Raw genomic sequence first — 20,108 nt, forward strand, 5'->3', positions numbered from 1 at the left:
TGACGCGCACGCGGCCTCACGGCCGCGCCGCTGGTGCAATCAAGTGCCCTAGGCTCAGTCCGAAAAGTCGACGAGCGAAGGTTAGACAAGGCAAAAATCGGTGAGAAAGCGCAGTTTACGTGGTGTAAATGAGCATTTTGATCCGATTTTTAACGCCGCATTACCGAGCGCAGACACTTTTCAGATAAGCCCTAGATGGGCAGAGGAACAAGGGCGTCAGTGTTCGATGGGGGTATCGTCGCGATTGCCCCACTCCTTCCACGAGCCCGGGTAGGCACGCATGCGTTCGAACCCCAGTGCCTTGCCTACCAGCCAGGTGAAGCCGCTGCGATGATGGGTCTGGCAGTGAGTGACCACTTCCATATCCGGGGTGATACCCATGGCGCCCAGTTCGGTGATCAGCTCGGCGTAGTCGCGCAGGCGAAGTGAGCGTTCACGGTCCATGGCGTCGGTCCACTCCATGTTGACCGCTCCGGGCAGGTGGCCGAGGTGCCGGTTCTGGCCCTTGTTGCCATCGAACTCGTCGACGGAGCGGGCATCCCAGATGGCGAAGTTGTCGCTGCCCAGGCGCTCTTCAAGCTCGAGTCGGTCGATCGCGACCTCGGGATTGAGGACCTCGGCCTGGTAGTCCGAGGGCTTCGGCGCATGGTCTTCGGTGGACTGGGGCAGACCCTCGTCACGCCAGGCGTGAATGCCGCCATTCAGGTAGGAATAGCGCTTGTGGCCAATCAGCTCCAGGGTCCACAGCAGGCGCCCGGCCCAGCCGCCGCCCTCATCATCGTAGGCGACCACGTGGGTGTCCCGGGTCAGACCCAGCGACGAGAACAGTTGTGACAGGGCCTCTTCATCGGGGACGTCGTTGGGGACGTCGCCGGAACCTTTCAGCAGACGACGATGGTCGAGAAAGATCGCGCCGGGCACATGGCCCTCGGCGTAGCTTTCCGCCTTCAGCGGCACGTCGATCACTAGGATGTCCTCGTGATCCAGCACGCCGGCGAGTTCCTCGGGCTCGGCGATCAAGGGCAACAGATTGTCTTCTGAGCTCATGGTTCTCTCCTGGCGGATCCACACGGATGAAAGGGGCGGGCGCTGTGTCTGGCGCCTGGCACTTCGCGAGGGGACGCTACTGGCGTTTCCCTATTGGCTATCCAGACTATCGACGATACGACGATAACTGGCAAAGCGTTCGGGGTGAATCGCCCCCTCGTCGATGGCGTCGCGAATGGCGCAGCCCGGCTCCTGCCGGTGGCGGCAGTCGCGGAAGCGACACAGGCCGAGGTAAGGGGCGAATTCGATAAAGCCCTCGGTGACCTCGCGCTCTGTCAGGTGAGTGAGGCCAAACTCGCGGATGCCGGGGGAGTCGATCAGCTCGCCCGAGGCCAGGCTCTCGTCCGGTGCGGGCAGGTGGTAGAGCTGGGCGGTGGTGGTGGTGTGGCGACCCTTGCGCGAGTCCTCCGACAGCGCGCCGATGCGCAACTGTTCGTCCGGCAGCAGGCGGTCGATCAGTGAGGACTTGCCGACCCCGGACTGGCCGACGAATACCGAGGTGCGGTCGGCGAGCTGGGCGTAGAGGGCGTCGAGTCCGCCGTCGACCTCGGTGGAGGTGGCCACCACCTGGTAGCCGATGCCGCGGTAGCGATCGAGCAGCCCGCGCAGTTCGCCGCCCTCGTCGGGCAGCAGGTCGGTCTTGTTGAGCACCAGCACCGGGGTGATGCCGGTGGCCTCGGCTGCCACCAGGTAGCGATCGATCAGGCCGGCGTGGGGCTCGGGTTCCACCGCGAAGACAATCAGGATCTGGTCGATGTTGGCCGCCACGGGCTTGAGTAGCCCACGCATATCCGGGCGTTCGAGCACATTGTCGCGCTCGCCTCGGGCCACCACCACGCCGCTGCCGTCCTCGCCGGCCCGCCAGATGACGCGGTCTCCGGTGACCAGGCCCTCGAGGTTGGCGCGCAGATGGCAGCGGGTGGGCGTCTCGCCGGCACGGCTGGCGACGTCCAGGGTCCGTCCGAAGTGAGCGATCACTCGGCCGTCGCGCTCGGCGCCGTATTCGCCGGCGGCAAGCTTTTCGTCGTCCTGGCCGGCCTTTCTGGCGGCGCGCTCGGCGCGTTCGGCCTGGATCTTCTCGATGCGCCAGCGCTGCTGGCGGCTCAACTTGCGTTTGCTCATGAGCACCCGATGGTCGGTACAATGGTCGGCATTGTACCTACACGCACGGCCCCTGTCCCGACAAGGGCCACCGCCTGATCAAGGAAGCGACGATGTCCGATGCCAGCGCCAGCCCCGACGATACCCTCAACCCGCGTCCTGACGATGCCAAGACCGGCCCGCGAAACGACGCCTTGATCTGGATCGACCTGGAGATGACCGGGCTCGACCCGGAGCGTGAACGCATCATCGAGGTGGCCACCCTGGTCACCGACGGCGAGCTCAATGTCATCGCCGAGGGGCCGGTGATCGCGGTTCACCAGAGCGACGCATTGTTGTCCGGCATGGATGAGTGGAATACCCGTACCCACGGCAATTCCGGGCTGGTCGAGCGGGTGCGCAAGAGCCAGATCGACACCCGCGAGGCCGAGCGCAGGACGCTCGAGTTTCTCTCAGCCCACGTGGCCCCGGGAACCTCGCCGATGTGCGGCAACTCGATCCACCAGGACCGGCGCTTTCTGGAGCGCGAGATGCCCGAGCTGTGGGCATTTTTCCACTACCGCAATCTCGACGTCTCGACCTTGAAGGAGCTGGCCAAGCGCTGGAACCCCCAGGCGCTGGAGGGCTTTTCCAAGCGCAACGTGCACCTGGCCATGGACGACATCAAGGAATCCATCGCTGAACTCGCGCACTATCGCAAGACGTTCCTCAAGGCTGGGGAATAGTCAGCAGTTGACGCCGGGTTCGAGGCGAGGGGCGCGTTCGGCTCGACACGCTCAAGCAGAGGTGATCAGCTCGGCGCGCCGCTGGCGCTGGCGGGCGAGCGCCCAGCGTACGTGCTCACGCACCAGCTCGGAGGGATAGGCCAGGCGGGTGAGCAGGGCGCGTTCGATGGCGGCGCTCCAGGGGGCGTTACCGAGCCCCACCGCCAGGTTGCGCAGCCAGCGTTCGTAGCCGATACGACGAATCGGGCTGCCGGCGGTGCGCTCGAGAAACTCCTCCTCGCTCCAGCCGAACAGGGTCAGCAGCTCCACCCGGTCGAGATCGTGGCGCGGCGCGAAGTCAGGTTCGCTGCTTGCCCGTGTGAAGCGGGTGAAGGGGCACACCAACTGGCAATCGTCACAGCCGAACACCCGATTGCCCATGGCCTCGCGATAGCGCTCGGGAATGGCGCCGAACAGCTCGATGGTCAGGTAGGAAATGCAGGCGCGGGCGTCGACCACCTTGTCCTCGACGATGGCGCCGGTAGGGCAGGCGGTGCGGCAGGCGCTGCAGCTGCCACAGTGTTCCTGCTCGAATGGCTCGTCCACCGGCAGCGGCAGGTCGGTGTAAAGCTCACCGAGAAAGAACATCGAGCCGGCTCTGGGATTGAGCAGCATGGCGTTCTTGCCGAACCAGCCGATACCGGCCTTGCGCGCCAGGCCGCGCTCCATCACCGGGGCCGAGTCGACGAAGGCGCGGTAGCCGAAGTCCCCGACTTCCGCCTCGATGGTCTTTGCCAGGCGCTGTAGCCGCTTGCGCATCAGCTTGTGGTAGTCACGCCCGGTGGCATAGCGTGACACATAGGCGCGGCTGGGCTGTCCCAGCACCTTGGTGGTCTCCACCTCCGGCGGCAGATAATCCAGGCGCACACTGATGACCCTGATGGTGCCGGGTTCGAGCTCGGCCGGACGGGTGCGTTTGGTGCCGTGCTTGGCCATGAAGCCCATCTCGCCGTGGAAACCTGCCTCCAGCCAGCGCTCGAGATGGGCCTCATCGTCGCTCAAGTCGACGTCGGTGATGCCGACCTGCTGGAAGCCGAGCTCCCGCCCCCAGGTGCGGATGCGCGCCGCCAGGTCGTTGAAGTCGACGTCGGTGGACGGGGACGATGCAGACATAAATGAGGACATACCCGGCAAATGGCAAGACAGCCCGGCTCTGCGCTTGGCGCGAGAGGAGAAGGGCTTAGACTTCATAGGGAAGGAAGTGACCGCCATGGTAGACCATCACGATCGAAGGGAGAACCGCATGGACATCTTGGACGGCGGCGTGATTGAGCCAGGACAGACTCCGTTGTACACCGCCGAGCAGGTACGCGAGCTGGACCGACGGGCGATCGCCGGCGAGAGCGACGGCTTCGCCCTGATGCACCGGGCCTCCGGCGTCGCCTGGCGCTGGCTGAAGGCGCGCTGGCCGGCGACCAAGTCGCTGACGGTGTTCTGCGGTGGCGGCAACAACGGCGGCGACGGCCATGTGCTGGCAGCGCTGGCCGCGACCGAAGGGCGCCAGGTACAGCGCATTTCCCTGACCCCGCGTGAACGCTTGAAGGGTGACGCCTTGCGCGCGGCCGAGATGGCCGATGACGCCGGGGTCGGCTTTATCGAATGGCGAGAAGGATTGCGCGTGGAGGGAGACGTGGTGGTCGATGCCATGCTCGGCACCGGCTTTGCCGGCGACCTGCGTCCGACCTACGCCGCGGCCATCGCCGCCATCAATGAAAGCCGGTGTCCGGTGCTGGCGGTGGATATTCCCTCGGGCATCACCGCCGACGGCGGCGCCGAGCCCAGCATGGCGGTCAGGGCGGTGATGACGGTGACCTTCATCGCCGACAAGCTGGGACTGCACACCGGGCGTGGCGCCGCCCTGGCCGGCGAGGTGGTGGTGGAATCACTGGGGGTGGACGCCCTGGCCCATGACGATATCACGCCCACCGCCTGGCGCCTGCAGTCGAGCCTGGTGAACCTGGCGTTGCCTCCGCGTGAGCGCGACATGCACAAGGGCGCCGCCGGATTCGCCGGCATCTTCGGTGGCGCACCCGGGTTCGGCGGGGCGGCGCTGCTGGCGGCAGAGGCCTGCGCCAGGGTGGGCGCTGGCCGAGTGCTGCTGGCCACCGCGCCGGAACACGTCGGCGCCAGTCTGGTGCGCTGCCCCGAGGTCATGGCGCGTGGGGTGACCCATGCCAGCGAACTCGATGAGCTGCTCGATCGCCTGAGTGTGCTCGCCGTGGGGCCAGGGCTTGGCCAGGGGAGCTGGGGCCAGTCGGTATTGCAGACCGCGCTGAAGCGCTCGATTCCGCTGGTGCTGGACGCCGATGCCCTCAATCTGCTGGTCAGCCGCTTTGCCGATCAGCGGCGTGACGACTGGATCCTGACCCCCCATCCGGGAGAAGCGGCACGCCTGCTCGAGACCAGCGTGGCCGAGGTCGAGGCGGACCGCCCCGGTGCCGCGCGCGCCCTGCAGCAACGCTGGGGCGGGGTGATCGTGCTCAAGGGGGCCGGTACCCTGATCGCCGGTCCCGAGGGCCTGGCGCTGTGTCCTTTCGGCAACCCGGGCATGGCCAGCGGCGGCATGGGCGATACCCTGACCGGTGTGCTGGCGGGCCTGATGGCCCAGGGCCAGGCCCCGGGCTGGTCACTGGAACGCACCGCGCGGCTGGGCGTGCTGGTACACGCCCTGGCCGGTGACATGGCGGCGAGAGAGGGCGGTGAGCGTGGTCTGTTGGCCAGCGATCTGGCATCCTGTGCACGAAAATTAGTCAATCCGACGATGGGCGAGGAAGATGCAGCTGCGACTCGATGATGAAGACCGCCAGGTCGCACTGGGGGAGTGCCTGGGACGGGCCTTGCAAGGACGAGGACGCGTCCACCTGTCGGGAGAGCTTGGGGCCGGCAAGACCACCCTGGCTCGCGGTGTGTTGCGCGCCTACGGCCATCAAGGTGCGGTGAAGAGTCCTACCTATACCCTGGTGGAGCCCTACGAGCTTTCGCTGGACGGGGCGCTGGTCACGCTGCACCACTTTGACCTCTACCGCCTGGGCGATCCCGAGGAGCTTGAGTTCATCGGTGGGCGCGATCTGCTCGCCGAGGGGCATCTGTGCCTGGTGGAGTGGGCCGAGCGCGGCGAGGGCTGGCTGACGCCGCCGGATCTCGAGGTGGCGCTAAGCCACGCCGAGACAGAAGGGCGCGAGGCGCGTATCAGCGCCGCCACGACCCTGGGTGAAGCACTGCTGACGCGCCTGGAAGACGAAGTCTCCCGCGATCAACGACTGGCGGGAGGCAAGGCATGAGGCGTCGCCTTCCGGCCCGTATGGGTGCTGGTCTATTGACGTTGGTGGCCACACTGGGCCTTACGCTTTCGAGCCTTGCCCAGGCCGCCAGCGTGGACAACATGCGCCTGTGGGCCGCGCCGGATCACTCGCGGCTGGTGTTCGACCTGTCGGCGCCGGCCACTGCCAACGTGTTCGAGCTCGACAACCCGCGCCGGCTGGTCATCGATCTCAGTGGCACCAGCCTGGCCGCCGATCCTGCCAGCATGGACCTGTCCAACAGCGCCATCAGCTCGGTGCGCACAGGCGTGCGCGATGGCGGCGATCTGCGCGTGGTGCTCGAGCTCAGCCGTGCCATCGAGCCGCGTCACTTCTCGTTGGCGCCCAACAACCAGTACGGCGATCGTCTGGTGGTGGATCTGGAGTACCCCGGCGAGAGCGCGGTGGAAGACCCCATCGATCCGATCGAGTCGATGATCCGTGAGCAGGAGATCGCCGCCGAGCGGGCCAAGACCGTGGCGGTGGCAGAGGGCCGTGACCCGGTGGAGGCAGCACCGGTGATCGACACCGCTCAGCCCCATCCCAAGCGCGACATCATCATCGCCGTGGACGCCGGGCACGGTGGCGAGGACCCCGGCGCGCTGGGCCCGAGCGGTACCCGCGAGAAGGACGTGGTGCTGCAGATGGCCGATCGCCTGGCGCGCATGATCAACGACTCCCCCGGCTTCAAGGCGGTGCTGATCCGCGACGGCGACTACTACGTCGGGCTGCGTCAGCGCACCCTGATCGCCCGCGAGCAGAAGGCCGATTTCTTCGTCTCCATTCACGCCGACGCCTTCAACAGTCCGCGTCCCCACGGCAGCTCGGTGTTCGCGCTGTCCCAGAGCGGAGCCACCTCGGAGACCGCCAAGTGGCTGGCGGCCAGCGAGAACCGCTCGGATCTGATCGGCGGGGTCGACGGCAACCTGTCGCTGGATGACAAGGATCAGGTGCTCAGAGGTGTGCTGCTGGACCTGACCATGACCGCGACCCTCAATGACTCCCTGACCATCGGCGATGAGGTGCTTAGTCGCATCGGGCGCATCAATGATCTGCATAAACCCAGGGTCGAGCAGGCCGGCTTCGTGGTGTTGAAGTCCCCGGACATTCCTTCCCTGCTGGTGGAGACGGGCTTTATCTCCAACCCCGAGGAAGAGCGACGACTCAAGGACGGCGGCTACCAGCAGCGGATGATGAGCGCCGTGTTCGGCGGCATCCGCTCGCACTTCGAGCGCAACCCGCCACCGGCAAGCCTGCTGGCCTGGCAGCGCGATCAGGGGCGGTCCACCGCTACCAACGAGTATCGCATCCAGCCAGGCGACACCCTGTCCGCCATCGCCTCGCGTCACGGCGTGGCGCTCAGCGCGCTCAAGCAGGTCAACGAGCTGTCCGGGGACGTCATTCGCGTCGGCCAGGTGTTGAGGATTCCCAGTTCATGAGTGATATCCCGTGTGAGAGCGAGCCTGGCGTCCAGGTGTCACAGCGCCGCTCGATCAAGATTCTCGACCCCCGGCTGGCCAACCAGATCGCCGCCGGTGAGGTGGTGGAACGCCCGGCCTCGGTGGTCAAGGAACTGATCGAGAACGCCATCGACGCCGGCAGCACCCGCATCGAGGTGGACATCGAGTCCGGCGGTGCCCGGCTGATCCGGATCCGTGACGATGGCTCCGGCATCGGAGAGGAGGACCTGCCGCTGGCGCTGTCACGACACGCCACCAGCAAGATCCTGTCGCTGGAGGAGCTCGAGGGCGTCGCCAGCCTCGGCTTTCGTGGCGAGGCGCTGGCCTCGATCAGCTCGGTGTCGCGACTCGAGTTGACCTCCAACGTCGAGCAGGACCCTCAGGGCGGCTGGCGGGTGGTGGCCGAAGGGCGGCGCATGGAGCCCCGCGTCACGCCGGCACCCCATCCTCGTGGTACCTCGGTGGCGGTGCGTGATCTGTTTTTCAACACTCCGGCCCGGCGCAAGTTCCTGCGTACCGAAAAGACCGAGTTCAACCATGTCGAGGAGGCCTTTCGGCGCCAGGCGTTGTCGCGCTTCGACATCGGCTGGACCCTTCGCCACAACCAGAAGACCATCCACCAGTTGCCGGTGGCACGGGATGACCACGCGGTGGAGCGACGTCTCGCTTCGCTGTTGGGCAAGAACTTCCTGGACAATGCCCTGACCCTGGACATCGCCACCGGCAGCCTGCGCCTGTGGGGCTGGGTGGGACTACCGACCCACTCCCGCGCCCAGGCCGACCAGCAGTACTTTTTCGTCAATGGCAGGGTGGTGCGCGACCGGCTGGTGGCCCACGCCATCCGCCAGGCCTACCGCGATGTGCTGTTCAATGGTCGCCACCCGGTATTCGTGCTCTATCTGGACGTGGACCCCACGGTGGTGGACGTCAATGTCCACCCGACCAAGCACGAGGTGCGCTTTCGCGACGGGCGCATGGTCCACGACTTTCTGTTCTCGAGCCTGCACCGGGCGCTGGGCGAGGCCCGCGCCGGGCACCAGGACGGCCAGCATCCGGGTCAGCAAGCGAGCACCGATACCGATGGTCTCGATGTCGACCCCGAGACCGGCGAGATCCGCGAACCGGCTCCCCAGGGCGGGAACCTTGGGCAACACCCGTCTCAGCAACAGCCCTCCTGGCAGCAGCAGCCCATGGCGCTGCACCCGCGCCGCGACGAGGGCGAGGGCGAGGGCGGTGTCACCCCGGACCGGGTGCGCGCCTTCATGGACGGCTACCGCAAGCTGCACCCGGACCACGAAGACAGCCTGCTGACGCCGCAGCCAGGAGGCCCTGGCGCCGGCGGTCTGGCCGCCGGCACGGCCCAGGCCGAGCGCCATAGCCCCACGCCGAGAACCTGGCCCGGCGCCGCTGGCGCGGCTAGTGAGTCCCCTGCCGGGGTCGGCGGCGCATCGCTCACCTCGTCGACGCCTGAGGTGATGCCGGAAGACGACGCCACCCAGGCGCCGCCACTGGGCTACGCCATCGCCCAGTTGCACGGCATCTACATTCTGGCCCAGAGCGCCCAGGGGCTGGTGCTGGTGGACATGCACGCGGCCCACGAGCGCATCGTCTACGAGCGCATGAAGACCCAGGTCCACGGTGGCGCGCTGGACGCCCAGCCGCTGCTGGTACCGGTGTCGCTGGCGGTCAGCGCCGCCGAGGTCGAGACCGCCGAGCGCGAGCGCGAAGCCTTCACCCGGCTTGGTGTCGAACTCGATGCCGCCGGTCCAGAGACCCTGCTGGTGCGCCAGGTGCCGGCGCTGCTGGCCGATGCCGACGTGGAACCGCTGGTGCGCGAGATGCTCTCGGACCTGGAGCGCTACGGCCGCTCCGATCGCATCGAGGCCCACATCAACGAGTTGCTGTCGACCATGGCCTGCCACGGCAGCGTACGCGCCAATCGCCAGTTGACCATTGCCGAGATGAACGCGTTGCTGCGCGACATGGAGCGCACCGAGCGCAGCGGCCAGTGCAACCATGGCCGCCCCACCTGGACCCAGATGAGCCTCAAGGATCTGGACCGGCTGTTTCTGCGAGGGCAATGATGGCGCCGACAGACGCTCCGGCCGCGGCCACGCCGCCTGCGCAGGACGACCGACCGCTGGCGCTGCTGCTGATGGGCCCCACGGCGGCGGGCAAGACCGATCTTGCCATCGAGATCCGCGAGCGCCTGGGTGGCGAGATCATCAGCGTCGATTCGGCGATGATCTATCGCGGCATGGACATCGGCTCGGCCAAGCCCTCGGCCGAGGAACTCGCCCGGGCGCCCCATCGACTGATCGATATCCGTGATCCGGCCCAGGCCTACTCGGCGGCAGAGTTTCGCGACGATGCCCTGGCCGAGATGCACGATATCGCCGCCAGTGGTCGGCTGCCGCTGCTGGTCGGTGGCACCATGATGTACTACAAGCGCCTGGTCGAGGGGGTCGCCAACCTGCCCTCGGCGGACAGCGCCGTGCGTGAACGCCTGTCCCGCCAGGCCGAGCAGGACGGCCTCGAGGCGTTGCATCGGCGCCTGGGCGAGGTCGATCCCGAGTCGGCCGCGCGCATTCACCCCAATGATCCTCAGCGCCTGATGCGGGCGCTGGAAGTGTTCGAGCTGTCCGGGCGGCCGATGAGCGAGCTGTGGAATGAGCAGCGTCGTGAAACCTTTCCCTTTCGTCTGCTGTCCATAGGGCTCGCTCCCGCCGAGCGCTCCGTGCTGCACGAGAGAATCGCCAGGCGCTTCACCGCCATGCTGGACGGCGGATTTCTCGATGAAGTGGCGGCGCTCAAGGCGCGTGGCGATTTGACGCTGTCGCTGCCATCGATGAAGAGCGTGGGCTATCGTCAGGCATGGCAGTACCTGGATGGCGAGTTTGATCGTGAGACGTTCATTCATCGTGGCGTGGTGGCGACGCGTCAGTTGGCCAAGCGGCAGCTGACCTGGATGCGTAGCTGGCCTGCGCTGACCTGGGTGGACCCGTTGGCGGCCGACCCCGCCGAGCGCCTCGTGAAACTCGTGCGCGAAGCGGGGACTTAGCGTAAGATAACGAGTTCGTGCGACCACTTGCAGGGTCCCGCCGAACAACCGAATACCTGTCGCCCGCCGTCTTGAAGACCTCGGCGGGCGGCACCATAACCTAAAACCCTAAGACACTTCAGGGAGAGCAACATGTCCAAAGGGCAGTCCCTTCAAGACCCGTACCTGAACATTCTGCGCAAGGAGCGCATTCCGGTATCGATTTTCCTGGTCAACGGCATCAAGCTGCAGGGCCAGATCGAATCCTTTGACCAATTTGTCATCCTGCTGCGCAACACCGTCAGCCAGATGGTCTACAAGCACGCCATCTCCACGGTGGTGCCGTCACGCAATGTGCGTCTGCCGGCCCAGGATCCAGCTGCGCAGCCGGAGAGCTGATATTTCGTGAGGTATTGATTGTTTTTTGAACGTCCCGACGCCGGTGAAACGGCGGTACTCGTCCATATCGACTTTCAGGACGAGAAGGAGCGCGAAGATCCCGGTGAGTTCCACGAGCTGGTGAGGTCGGCGGGTGCCGAACCCGCAACCCTCGTGACCGGCTCGCGGCAACGACCCGACCCCAGGAGTTTCGTGGGGTCGGGCAAGCTCGAGGAAATCGGCGAGGCCCTGGCGGTACACAAGGCCGAGCTGGTGATCTTCAACCACGCGCTCAGTCCTTCCCAGGAACGCAACGTCGAGCAGACGCTGAAGTGTCGTGTGCTCGATCGTACGGGCCTGATTCTGGATATCTTCGCCCAGCGGGCGCGGACTCACGAGGGCAAGCTGCAGGTGGAGCTGGCCCAGCTCGAGTACATGTCCACGCGGCTGGTGCGAGGCTGGACCCACCTGGAACGCCAGAAGGGCGGTATCGGCCTGCGCGGTCCGGGTGAAACCCAGCTCGAGACCGACCGCCGCCTGCTGCGTGCGCGCATCAAGTCGATCCACAAGCGCCTGGACAAGGTGCGTAGCCAGCGCAGTCAGAATCGCCGCGCCCGCTCGCGTGCCGAGATCCCCAGCGTCTCGCTGGTGGGCTACACCAACGCCGGCAAGTCAACGCTTTTCAACAGCTTGACGGCGTCTGAGGTCTATGCGGCGGACCAGCTCTTCGCTACTCTCGACCCTACGCTGCGGCGTCTTGAGGTCGAGGACGTGGGGCCGGTGGTGCTGGCGGACACGGTGGGCTTTATCCGCCACCTGCCGCACAAGCTGGTGGAGGCGTTCCGTGCCACCCTGCAGGAGGCCGCCGAGGCCAGCCTGCTGGTGCATGTGATCGACTCAGCGGATCCTGATCGTGAGCTCAACGTCACCCAGGTGGAGGCGGTGCTCGACGAGATCGGCGCGCTGGACGTGCCGACGCTCAAGGTGATGAACAAGATCGACCTGTTCGACAGTTCGCCACGCATCGAGCGCGACGAGCACGGGGTACCGCAGACGGTGTGGCTGTCGGCGCAGAAGGGGCTGGGATTGGACCTGCTGACCCAGGCCCTGACCGAGCGGCTGGCGGAAGACATCATCGACTTCTCGCTGACCCTGACGCCGGAGCAGGGCAAGCTGCGCGCGGCGCTGCATGAGCTGAATGCCGTGCGCGACGAGTCCTTCGACGAGGACGGCCAGACGCAGCTGGATGTGCGTCTGCCGCGTCGTGACTTCAATCAGTTGATGGCACGCCTTGGCGAGCGTGCCGCCGATTACCTTCCCGTCGCGCTGCAGGAACGCGACGTATGGGAAGCCTGAACCGACCCGCCTGACGGGTCGGCAAGAGCGTCGCCCGGATGGCGACGCCACAAGGAAAGCACTGAAGAAATGTCGCGAGCGACGACAGTTCGGTCTCCGCCGGAGCGGAAAGGTCGGAGTTGACACAGGGTTAAATGAGAACCTTGAGCACCGCCGGCGGCCGAGATGCCGAGCGCAACAATGTATGCAGTGTTTTCCAAGGATCGCAATCGATGCGCCTCGTCTAGGCGGGGGCACAGAGTGGAGACGACGTATGGCCTGGAATGAGCCTGGTGGCGGCAACGGCAACCAGCACGACCCCTGGAGTGGCGGGGGGCGCCGTGGCGGTAATGGGGGCGGTGGCAACCGCGGTGGCGACAATCAGGGTCCCCCCGACCTCGATGAGGCCCTGAAGAAGTTTCAGGACAAGCTCAACGGCATGCTCGGCGGCCGCGGCGGCAAGCGCGGCGGTGGCAAGGGTGGCGGCAAGGGCGGCGGCAATCGCCCGCGCAATACCTTCGCCTTGCCGGGCCTGTTGATCATCATCGGTCTCGCCGTATGGGCGGCCAGCGGCTTCTATCTGGTCGACCAGTCGGAGCGTGGCGTCGTGCTGCGCTTCGGCAAGTTCCAGGAAGTCGTCACCCCGGGCCTGCAGTGGAATCCGCCGCTGATCGACGACGTGCGCATGGTCAACGTTACCCGCGTGCGTTCGGTCAGCCAGACCCAGTCGATGCTGACCCAGGACGAGAACATCGTCTCGGTCGAGATCTCGGCCCAGTACCAGGTGGCAGCGCCGCGTGACTACGTGCTCAACGTGCGTGATCCCGAGCTGTCGCTGGAAAACGCCCTCGACTCGGCGCTGCGTCACGTGGTCGGTGGCACCGACATGATCGACATCCTGACCTCGGGTCGTGAGATTCTCGGCAGTGCCGTGACCAGCCGTCTGCAGACTTACCTGGACAACTACGGTACCGGTATCCGCCTGGTGACCCTGAACGTCGAGTCCACCTCGCCGCCCGATGCGGTGCAGGACGCCTTCGATGACGTCATCCGTGCCCGCGAGGATCGTCAGCGCACGATCAACCAGGCCATGGCCTATGCCAACGCCATCATCCCGGCGGCTCAGGGTCAGGCGCAGCGTATCGTCGAGCAGGGCCAGGGTTACCGCGAATCAGTGGTCGCCGAGGCGCGTGGTCAGGCCAACCGCTTCACCGCACTGCTGACCCAGTATCGCAATGCCCCCGAGGTGATGCGCGAGCGTCTCTACCTCGACGCCATCTCCGAGGTGCTCGGCCAGACCAACAAGGTACTGGTGGACGTCGATCAGGATGGCCCCTTGATGGTGCTGCCGATGGACCGTATCGGCCGTGGTCTGGGCACGTCCACCGCTGCCGACGCCGAGAATCAGCTCGATCCGCAGGTGCTGGAGCGCATCCGTGCCGAGTCCGCCAACGCGGCCTCCAATTCAAGCTCGAACCGCAACGGTCGTGACACCGGTATTCAGCGGGAGGGTCGCTAAATGATCAATAATCGATCCCTGCTCATCGTCGGCGGCCTGGCCGCCGCCGCCTGGCTGGCCAGCAACAGCCTCTACGTGGTCGACGAGACCGAGCGTGCGGTCAAGCTGCGCTTCGGTGAGATCATCGAGGAAAATATCCAGCCGGGCCTGCACGTCAAGGTGCCGATCACCCAGACCATTCGCAAGTTCGACACCCGGGTGCTGACACTGGATACCGACGCCAGCCGCTACCTGACCCAGGAGCAGAAGGCGGTGATCGTGGACTCCTACGTCAAGTGGCAGGTGGTCAACCCCACTCGCTACTACGAGGCCACGGCCGGTGACGAACTGATGGCGGTGCGCCTGATCCAGCCGCGGGTCGACGAGAGCCTGCGTAACGAGTTCGGCCAGTTGAACCTGCAGCAGATCATCTCCGAGAAGCGTGACGAGCTGATGTCCGGCCCCACCGAGGAGCTCGACAAGCTGATGCGCGAAGAGATCGGGGTGGCCATCCTCGACGTGCGGGTCAAGCGTATCGACCTGCCCGAGGACGTGTCCTCGGCGGTGTACGATCGCATGCGCTCCGAGCGTGAGCGTGAGGCCCGCGAGTGGCGTGCCCAGGGCCAGGAGGAGTCCGAGCGGATTCGCGCTAACGCCGATCGCCGCCGTCAGGTACTGCTGGCCCAGGCCAACGAGCGTGCCGAGACCCTGCGTGGTGAGGGTGACGCCGAGGCCGCCGGTATCTACTCCGACGCCTACGAGGGCGATACCGAGTTCTATCGCTTCTGGCGTAGCCTCAACGCCTATCGCGACTCCTTCGGTGCCGGCGAGGGCAACATGATGGTGCTGGATCCCTCCAGCGACTTCTTCCGTTACCTCAAGAGCGCCGATCCCCAGGGAGCTGGCAGCCAGCCCCAGGGCTAGCGGTGGCCCCTGGCCGCCGACCGCAAGGGCGAATGCCGCCCTTGCGGGGTTCAACTGGCGGCCAAACGTGATAGAATCGGTAAACCGGGCGTGGCCCGGTTTTTTTGTGGCCGTCATTCCCGACATCGTTCCGTCCGACGCATTCGCCAGCACGCCAGAAGTTCCGAGACCGCTCCGAGATGAGTTCCCGGATTTCACCAGTGCGCGAGGTTTTGCGTGCGCGCGGACCAGGCCCACCGTCTAAGCAAGATATCGACCAAGCAGGATATCGACATGACCATCGCTGACCGCTGGCTCCTGCCCGACGGCATGGACGAGGTGCTGCCGCCTCAGGCCAGTCGTATGGAGGAGCTGCGCCGGGCGCTGCTCGACCTCTTCCATCTCTGGGGTTACGACCAGGTGATGCCGCCCCCGGTGGAGTTTCTCGACTCCCTGCTGACCGGCACCGGCACCGATCTCGACCTTCAGACCTTCAAGCTCACCGACCAGCTCACCGGGCGCATGATGGGGGTGACCGCCGACGTCACGCCGCAGGTGGCGCGCATCGATGCCCACTCGCTCAAGCGCGAAGGGCCGGTGCGTCTGTGCTACTGCACCAATGTGCTGCGAGCCAAGGCCGACAAGCATCAGGGCGGGCGCAGCCCGGTCCAGGTCGGTGTCGAGCTGTTCGGCAGCGCCAGCCTGGCGGCGGATCTCGAGATCCTGCGCCTGGCGCTGGAGAGCCTCTCGGCCTCCGGCGCCGGCGAGGTGCACCTGGCGCTTGGCCACGTCGGCATCTACCGCAACCTGGTCGAGGTCGCCGAGCTCGACGCCGAGGCCGAATACGCCATCTCCGCGGCGCTGGCACTGAAGTCGCCGGGGCAGCTAGAGGCAGAGGTGTCCAGGGCGGTAAGCGATCCCGCTCTGGCGGCCATGTTCCGCACCCTGGGCGAGCTGCACGGCGGCCCCGAGGTGCTCGACCAGGCCCGCGAAGCCTTTGCCGAGGCGCCCCAGGCGGTCAACGACGCCCTCGACAAGCTGTGCGAGCTGTATCAGGGCGTGCATCGCGAACACCCCGAAGTGGCCTGCTACTTTGACCTGGCCGAGCTGCGCGGCTATCAGTACCACACCGGCATGATGTTCGCCGCCTACGTGCCGGGGTACGGTCAAGCCCTGGCCAAGGGCGGGCGCTACGACGACACCGGCCGTGCCTTCGGTCGCGCCAGGCCTGCTACCGGCTTCTCGATGGATCTGAAGCTGTTGGCGACGCTGGCCTCCAGCGAGGCCGCCAGCGACAGCGTCTGGGCGCCGGCGGAAGGTGACGCCGAGGGCCTCGACGAGGCGGTTCAGGCCTTGAGGCGTCAGGGGCGCCGGGTGATCCAGGGGCTGCCCGGACAGCGCGCGGCAGGACACGGCTGCAGCGAGCAGCTGGTGGCCCGAGACCAGCGCTGGGTGCTCGAACCGCTGGCGACATGATCCTGCCGGCAGTGCCTGGCACTGTCTGGCAAGCAATACCGGGGCGCCGGGGCGTGGCGCTTTAATCGACTGTGGCGCCAAGGCGCAACCAAGAAGAGACGAGAACTGCAATGGGCAAGAACGTAGTCGTACTGGGTACCCAATGGGGCGATGAAGGCAAGGGCAAGGTCGTCGACCTGCTGACCGAGTCCGCCTCCGCCGTGGTGCGTTTTCAGGGCGGTCACAATGCCGGCCACACCCTGGTCATCGACGGTGAAAAGACCGTCCTGCACCTGATTCCGTCCGGCGTGCTGCGCGAGGACAAGACCTGCGTCATCGGCAACGGCGTGGTGCTGTCGCCGGAGGCGCTGATCAAGGAAATCCGCGAGCTCGAGAGCAAGGGTGTGCCGGTGCGCCAGCGCCTGCGCCTGTCGCCGGCCTGTCCGCTGATCCTCGACTACCACGTGCGCCTGGATCAGGCTCGCGAGAAGGCTCGTGGCATCGCCAAGATCGGCACCACCGGTCGCGGCATCGGTCCGGCCTACGAAGACAAGGTCGCCCGCCGTGGCCTGCGTCTGGGCGACATGCTCCATCGTGAGCGCTTCGCCTCCAAGCTGGGCGAGGTGCTGGACTACCACAACTTCGTGCTGACCAAGTACCACGGCGAAGAGCCGGTGGACTTCCAGGCGACCCTGGAAAGCGCCATGGAGATGGCCGAAGAGCTGCGTCCGATGGTCACCGACACCGTGAGCCTGGTCCACGACCTGCGCAAGGGTGGCGAGAACATCCTGTTCGAAGGCGCCCAGGGCTCGCTGCTGGACATCGACCACGGCACCTACCCCTACGTCACCAGCTCCAACACCACCGCCGGCGGCACCGCTACCGGTTCAGGCGTCGGCCCGCTGTATCTGGACTACGTGCTGGGTATCACCAAGGCCTACACCACCCGTGTCGGCTCTGGTCCGTTCCCCACCGAGCTGTTCGACGAGCACGGCCGTCACCTGGCAGAGAAGGGCCACGAGTTCGGTGCCACCACCGGTCGCGCCCGTCGTTGCGGCTGGTTCGATGCCGTGGCGCTGCGTCACGCGGTGCAGATCAACTCGGTATCCGGCATCTGCCTGACCAAGCTCGACGTACTGGACGGGCTCGAGAACATCCGTGTCTGCGTGGGCTATCGCAGCAAGGACGGCGAAGTGCTCGATAACCCGGTGGACTCCGAAGGCTACGAGGCCATCGAGCCGGTCTACCAGGACCTGCCGGGCTGGAGCGAGTCGACTCTGGGCGTCAAGCGCGTCGAAGACCTGCCCAACGCCGCCCGCGCCTACATCAGCTTCCTCGAGGAGCAGGTCGGCACCTCCATCGACATCATCTCCACCGGCCCGGACCGCAACGAGACCATCGTCCTGCGCAACCCCTTCGGTGACTGATCGTCAGGTCGTCTGACCCAAGCGACGGGCACAACAGAAAAGGCCGGCAGTGATGCCGGCCTTTTGCGCTCTATCGATAACCCTCACCGATTCCTTCTGCTGTTGAATTCATGGTGACACTCCATCGAGAGCCTCGTGTGATTTTCTGTATACGCGCCCCAAAGCAAGCAGAATGACGCCAAGCAAAGCGACGCCGATCATGATCGAGAAGCCGGAGAGATAGTCGCTGAAATAATCGAAAGCGCTTGTGTCCATAACGTTAGAAAGCTCTTCCGATCGCTTGAACGATATCAATAGAAAAGTAATAAAGACATTGACTGCTTGCCCTGATAGTAGCGTGATGCCTGACAATGTCATCCAGTTTGATCCAGGGTATACCACCAGGCCAAGTAACAGGAATCCTGCCAGAGGTATGCAATATTCCCCCATTACTTCAAACTTTACATTCCCGGTTTCTGGGACATCGAAGAAGGCCAGCAGGCCCACTGTATATACGAAAAAGGCGCAGATCGTTAGAAAGAGAATACCAAATAATTTTCTCATGATGATACCGTCATGAGACGAGAGAATTAAAATAGATATTGGCTTTTTGACGATATAGGAAAAAGGTAGATATTATAAAAAACAACAATAATAAATTTGTTATTGATTTGTCGAAGTTAATGAAAAACAAAAACAGAAGAGTTAAGCCGTGCCAGAATACAAAGATATTTCTCCCTCTTTTTAGACGAGCGAATATCATCGTTGCTGTATATAGTAGCATAGTAGCATTAACGGTTAGTAATAATGACTGCATTCCCCTAGGCAGCCCAATCATATGCATTTTTATGGTAAAGTCGATGCTTTCATAGCCTCTCATCATTAACCCAAATTGTACTGTGGAAAATATCATCAGGGCGCAGCAGATGATTGATATGGAAATAGGACGTTTAGGCATTACACACTCCTTTGTGTAGTTTACTTCCTGTAATAAGTTACGACTGGTTTATCAAGGCTCCTTTTTTCCTGAGTGAATTTCACATATGTAAGGTAGGCAGCATACGTCTACACCAAGTGTCGAAGCGTCCCCAAAAACTGGATGTGTGGTAGTACTGGGGAAGGGAAACGAACATATAAAACGAAGACATAGCATTCTTGCTACTTGTAGCTACCATCCGGCTGGTGCTCCAGGCCATTCTGTTCCTCTTCCATGGACTCGTAGGGCAGTACCTGGCCTTGCTCATCGCGAACGCCACATCGGCAGCGGGTCACCCAGCAGGAGACGGTTCGCGCAGCGTATACGGTGAGGGTTGAGGGCAAGCCGCATTTTTTGGAACGGTGAACAAAGCACCGGGTTCGATGATCTCCGCGCCAACGAAGACGGTAGTGGTTCTTAGGGTGACATAGAGAGCTGCCCACCGAAGAACCGCCGGTTGGCGGTACCGGTGGAATATCTCTGTAGTGTCGTCAGTGTTACTTAAAACTGCCGTCGGGTTGATACTCAAGTCCATAGTAACTTGGTACGAAAACACCGTGTTCCTCTTGCCACTCGCGTGAAAGGCGAATGGCTTCCTGAACCTGCTCAGGAGTCATTATTGCCTCAAGGCGACGTTTGTCTGGCGCTCCAGCAGGATCCTGGAGGTCGTAGTACTTATATGCTTGAACCAGATCTACCTCGGTGCCGATGCCATGTTCGTAGTAGTTGGCAAGGCCTCGGTGGCTCAGAAATCCATTAAAAGGCATATCTTCTGCGCGTTTTAGCCACTCAAATGCTGTTTGTTCATCTTTAGGGACACCAGTCCCTTCTCGGTAGATGCCGGCAAGCTGGGTGGCGGACTCGGCATCACCCTGTTCGGCGGCTTCGGTAAACCAGATTTTCGCCTGCTGGATATCTTCATCCACTAGGTCCTGAGGATCGGCGCCACGGTAGGCATGGCCAAGATCTTTCTGGGAAAGAATATAGCCTTTTTCCGCCGATGCCTGGAGATAGGCCAGGGCAAGTGGTTTGTTGACTTGTGTGCCAATTCCCTTGTAGTAGACGGTGAAGAGAGAGTAACCGGCATCTATAACGCCAAGTCTCCATGCCTCTTGAAGTAATTTCGAGCCTTCGCTTGTGTCAGGCTGCCGCTCGAATCCTGTGATCTGACCAAAGTGAATAAGGCCCAATAAAAAGGTGGCCTCTCCATCTCCGTTTCGACTTCTTTCTTTAATTTGATCTTCTGTTGTGTTTTTTAAGTAGTCCCAGTAGGGTTTATTTTGGGGTGTGTTTGAGATAAGATAAGGTGTTCCTTCCATTTCGACAATAGTTATGGGCTGAGATTTTATAAGGCTGAAAGTGGAGGCGTTATCACAGCCCGAAATGCTGGCTATTGTCAGAAGAGATAAAATTAATATTGCTAGGCGTTGATGAATGTTTGGCACA

General features: G+C 63.9%; 17 protein-coding genes. 12 read left to right on the forward strand and 5 right to left on the reverse strand.

Annotation, left to right across the window (positions count from 1 at the left end; all coding sequences use genetic code 11):
- Positions 1-216 precede the first annotated feature (216 nt).
- Positions 217-1,047: a sulfurtransferase gene (locus RBB39_RS04765; protein WP_045993089.1), complete on the reverse strand. Its 831-nt coding sequence runs from the start codon at positions 1,045-1,047 to the stop codon at positions 217-219.
- 90 nt (positions 1,048-1,137) lie between these two features.
- On the reverse strand, positions 1,138-2,169 hold the full coding sequence (rsgA, locus tag RBB39_RS04770; protein ID WP_045993090.1) for a small ribosomal subunit biogenesis GTPase RsgA: 1,032 nt from the start codon (positions 2,167-2,169) through the stop codon (positions 1,138-1,140).
- A gap of 92 nt (positions 2,170-2,261) precedes the next feature.
- Between rsgA and orn the strand changes: the two genes are divergently transcribed.
- The gene (orn, locus tag RBB39_RS04775; RefSeq protein ID WP_108131452.1) at positions 2,262-2,873 is read left to right on the forward strand and encodes an oligoribonuclease; all 612 of its coding nucleotides are present in this window, start codon (positions 2,262-2,264) and stop codon (positions 2,871-2,873) included.
- 51 nt (positions 2,874-2,924) lie between these two features.
- On the opposite strand, the gene queG is transcribed toward orn, so the two are convergent.
- Positions 2,925-4,025 carry a tRNA epoxyqueuosine(34) reductase QueG gene (gene queG / locus RBB39_RS04780; protein ID WP_045993091.1) on the reverse strand — a complete coding sequence of 367 codons (1,101 nt, stop codon included), beginning with the start codon at positions 4,023-4,025 and terminating at the stop codon, positions 2,925-2,927.
- A 130-nt stretch (positions 4,026-4,155) separates the two neighbouring features.
- On the opposite strand from queG, the gene RBB39_RS04785 reads away from it, so the two are divergent.
- The 11 genes from RBB39_RS04785 to RBB39_RS04835 all read left to right on the forward strand — a co-directional run bounded on the left by RBB39_RS04785 (position 4,156) and on the right by RBB39_RS04835 (position 17,707).
- A complete protein-coding gene (locus RBB39_RS04785; protein WP_306168859.1) occupies positions 4,156-5,706 on the forward strand; it encodes an NAD(P)H-hydrate dehydratase in 1,551 nt (516 codons plus the stop codon).
- Entirely contained in the window at positions 5,687-6,193 is a 507-nt protein-coding gene (gene tsaE / locus RBB39_RS04790) for a tRNA (adenosine(37)-N6)-threonylcarbamoyltransferase complex ATPase subunit type 1 TsaE (RefSeq protein WP_306168860.1), read from the forward strand. The genes RBB39_RS04785 and tsaE overlap by 20 nt, the downstream gene beginning before the upstream one ends.
- Positions 6,194-6,213: 20 nt before the next feature.
- Positions 6,214-7,650 carry an N-acetylmuramoyl-L-alanine amidase gene (locus RBB39_RS04795; protein ID WP_108131638.1) on the forward strand — a complete coding sequence of 479 codons (1,437 nt, stop codon included), beginning with the start codon at positions 6,214-6,216 and terminating at the stop codon, positions 7,648-7,650.
- Positions 7,647-9,755 (forward strand): DNA mismatch repair endonuclease MutL, encoded by a 2,109-nt coding sequence (mutL, locus tag RBB39_RS04800; protein ID WP_045993094.1) that lies wholly within the window; start codon positions 7,647-7,649, stop codon positions 9,753-9,755. Before RBB39_RS04795 ends, mutL begins: the two co-directional genes overlap by 4 nt.
- Positions 9,755-10,732, forward strand: a complete 978-nt coding sequence (gene miaA, locus RBB39_RS04805) for a tRNA (adenosine(37)-N6)-dimethylallyltransferase MiaA (RefSeq protein WP_045993120.1) — start codon at positions 9,755-9,757, stop codon at positions 10,730-10,732. The genes mutL and miaA overlap by 1 nt, the downstream gene beginning before the upstream one ends.
- Before the next feature lie 132 nt (positions 10,733-10,864).
- Complete coding sequence (hfq, locus tag RBB39_RS04810; protein ID WP_045993095.1) at positions 10,865-11,110, forward strand: RNA chaperone Hfq; 246 nt, start codon at positions 10,865-10,867, stop codon at positions 11,108-11,110.
- Positions 11,111-11,128: 18 nt separating this feature from the next.
- Complete coding sequence (gene hflX / locus RBB39_RS04815) at positions 11,129-12,445, forward strand: ribosome rescue GTPase HflX (protein ID WP_045993096.1); 1,317 nt, start codon at positions 11,129-11,131, stop codon at positions 12,443-12,445.
- A gap of 253 nt (positions 12,446-12,698) precedes the next feature.
- Positions 12,699-13,943, forward strand: coding sequence for an FtsH protease activity modulator HflK (gene hflK / locus RBB39_RS04820; RefSeq protein ID WP_108131457.1), 1,245 nt, complete (start codon positions 12,699-12,701; stop codon positions 13,941-13,943).
- Positions 13,944-14,846 (forward strand): protease modulator HflC, encoded by a 903-nt coding sequence (gene hflC / locus RBB39_RS04825; RefSeq protein ID WP_045993098.1) that lies wholly within the window; start codon positions 13,944-13,946, stop codon positions 14,844-14,846.
- Positions 14,847-15,119: 273 nt separating this feature from the next.
- The gene (locus tag RBB39_RS04830) at positions 15,120-16,301 is read left to right on the forward strand and encodes an ATP phosphoribosyltransferase regulatory subunit (protein WP_045993099.1); all 1,182 of its coding nucleotides are present in this window, start codon (positions 15,120-15,122) and stop codon (positions 16,299-16,301) included.
- A gap of 110 nt (positions 16,302-16,411) precedes the next feature.
- On the forward strand, positions 16,412-17,707 hold the full coding sequence (locus RBB39_RS04835; RefSeq protein WP_045993100.1) for an adenylosuccinate synthase: 1,296 nt from the start codon (positions 16,412-16,414) through the stop codon (positions 17,705-17,707).
- Between the two features lie 108 nt (positions 17,708-17,815).
- On the opposite strand, the gene RBB39_RS04840 is transcribed toward RBB39_RS04835, so the two are convergent.
- On the reverse strand, positions 17,816-18,250 hold the full coding sequence (locus RBB39_RS04840; protein ID WP_124802600.1) for a hypothetical protein: 435 nt from the start codon (positions 18,248-18,250) through the stop codon (positions 17,816-17,818).
- Positions 18,251-19,159: 909 nt separating this feature from the next.
- On the reverse strand, positions 19,160-20,107 hold the full coding sequence (locus RBB39_RS04845; protein ID WP_083970437.1) for a tetratricopeptide repeat protein: 948 nt from the start codon (positions 20,105-20,107) through the stop codon (positions 19,160-19,162).
- Position 20,108 lies beyond the last annotated feature (1 nt).

This window comes from Halomonas sp. MMSF_3323 (assembly GCF_030733595.1).
Lineage (GTDB): Bacteria > Pseudomonadota > Gammaproteobacteria > Pseudomonadales > Halomonadaceae > Halomonas > Halomonas litopenaei.

Excerpts from the sequence above, each read along its gene's own strand:
- RBB39_RS04830 (WP_045993099.1), top strand. The coding sequence starts at position 15,120 with ATGACCATCGCTGACCGCTGGCTCCTGCCCGACGGCATGGACGAGGTG.
- tsaE (WP_306168860.1), top strand. The coding sequence starts at position 5,687 with ATGCAGCTGCGACTCGATGATGAAGACCGCCAGGTCGCACTGGGGGAG.
- RBB39_RS04765 (WP_045993089.1), bottom strand. The coding sequence starts at position 1,047 with ATGAGCTCAGAAGACAATCTGTTGCCCTTGATCGCCGAGCCCGAGGAA.
- miaA (WP_045993120.1), top strand. The coding sequence starts at position 9,755 with ATGGCGCCGACAGACGCTCCGGCCGCGGCCACGCCGCCTGCGCAGGAC.
- hflC (WP_045993098.1), top strand. The coding sequence starts at position 13,944 with ATGATCAATAATCGATCCCTGCTCATCGTCGGCGGCCTGGCCGCCGCC.
- queG (WP_045993091.1), bottom strand. The coding sequence starts at position 4,025 with ATGTCTGCATCGTCCCCGTCCACCGACGTCGACTTCAACGACCTGGCG.
- mutL (WP_045993094.1), top strand. The coding sequence starts at position 7,647 with ATGAGTGATATCCCGTGTGAGAGCGAGCCTGGCGTCCAGGTGTCACAG.
- RBB39_RS04840 (WP_124802600.1), bottom strand. The coding sequence starts at position 18,250 with ATGAGAAAATTATTTGGTATTCTCTTTCTAACGATCTGCGCCTTTTTC.
- hflK (WP_108131457.1), top strand. The coding sequence starts at position 12,699 with ATGGCCTGGAATGAGCCTGGTGGCGGCAACGGCAACCAGCACGACCCC.
- RBB39_RS04785 (WP_306168859.1), top strand. The coding sequence starts at position 4,156 with ATGGACATCTTGGACGGCGGCGTGATTGAGCCAGGACAGACTCCGTTG.
- orn (WP_108131452.1), top strand. The coding sequence starts at position 2,262 with ATGTCCGATGCCAGCGCCAGCCCCGACGATACCCTCAACCCGCGTCCT.
- rsgA (WP_045993090.1), bottom strand. The coding sequence starts at position 2,169 with ATGAGCAAACGCAAGTTGAGCCGCCAGCAGCGCTGGCGCATCGAGAAG.
- RBB39_RS04795 (WP_108131638.1), top strand. The coding sequence starts at position 6,214 with ATGGGTGCTGGTCTATTGACGTTGGTGGCCACACTGGGCCTTACGCTT.
- RBB39_RS04835 (WP_045993100.1), top strand. The coding sequence starts at position 16,412 with ATGGGCAAGAACGTAGTCGTACTGGGTACCCAATGGGGCGATGAAGGC.
- hfq (WP_045993095.1), top strand. The coding sequence starts at position 10,865 with ATGTCCAAAGGGCAGTCCCTTCAAGACCCGTACCTGAACATTCTGCGC.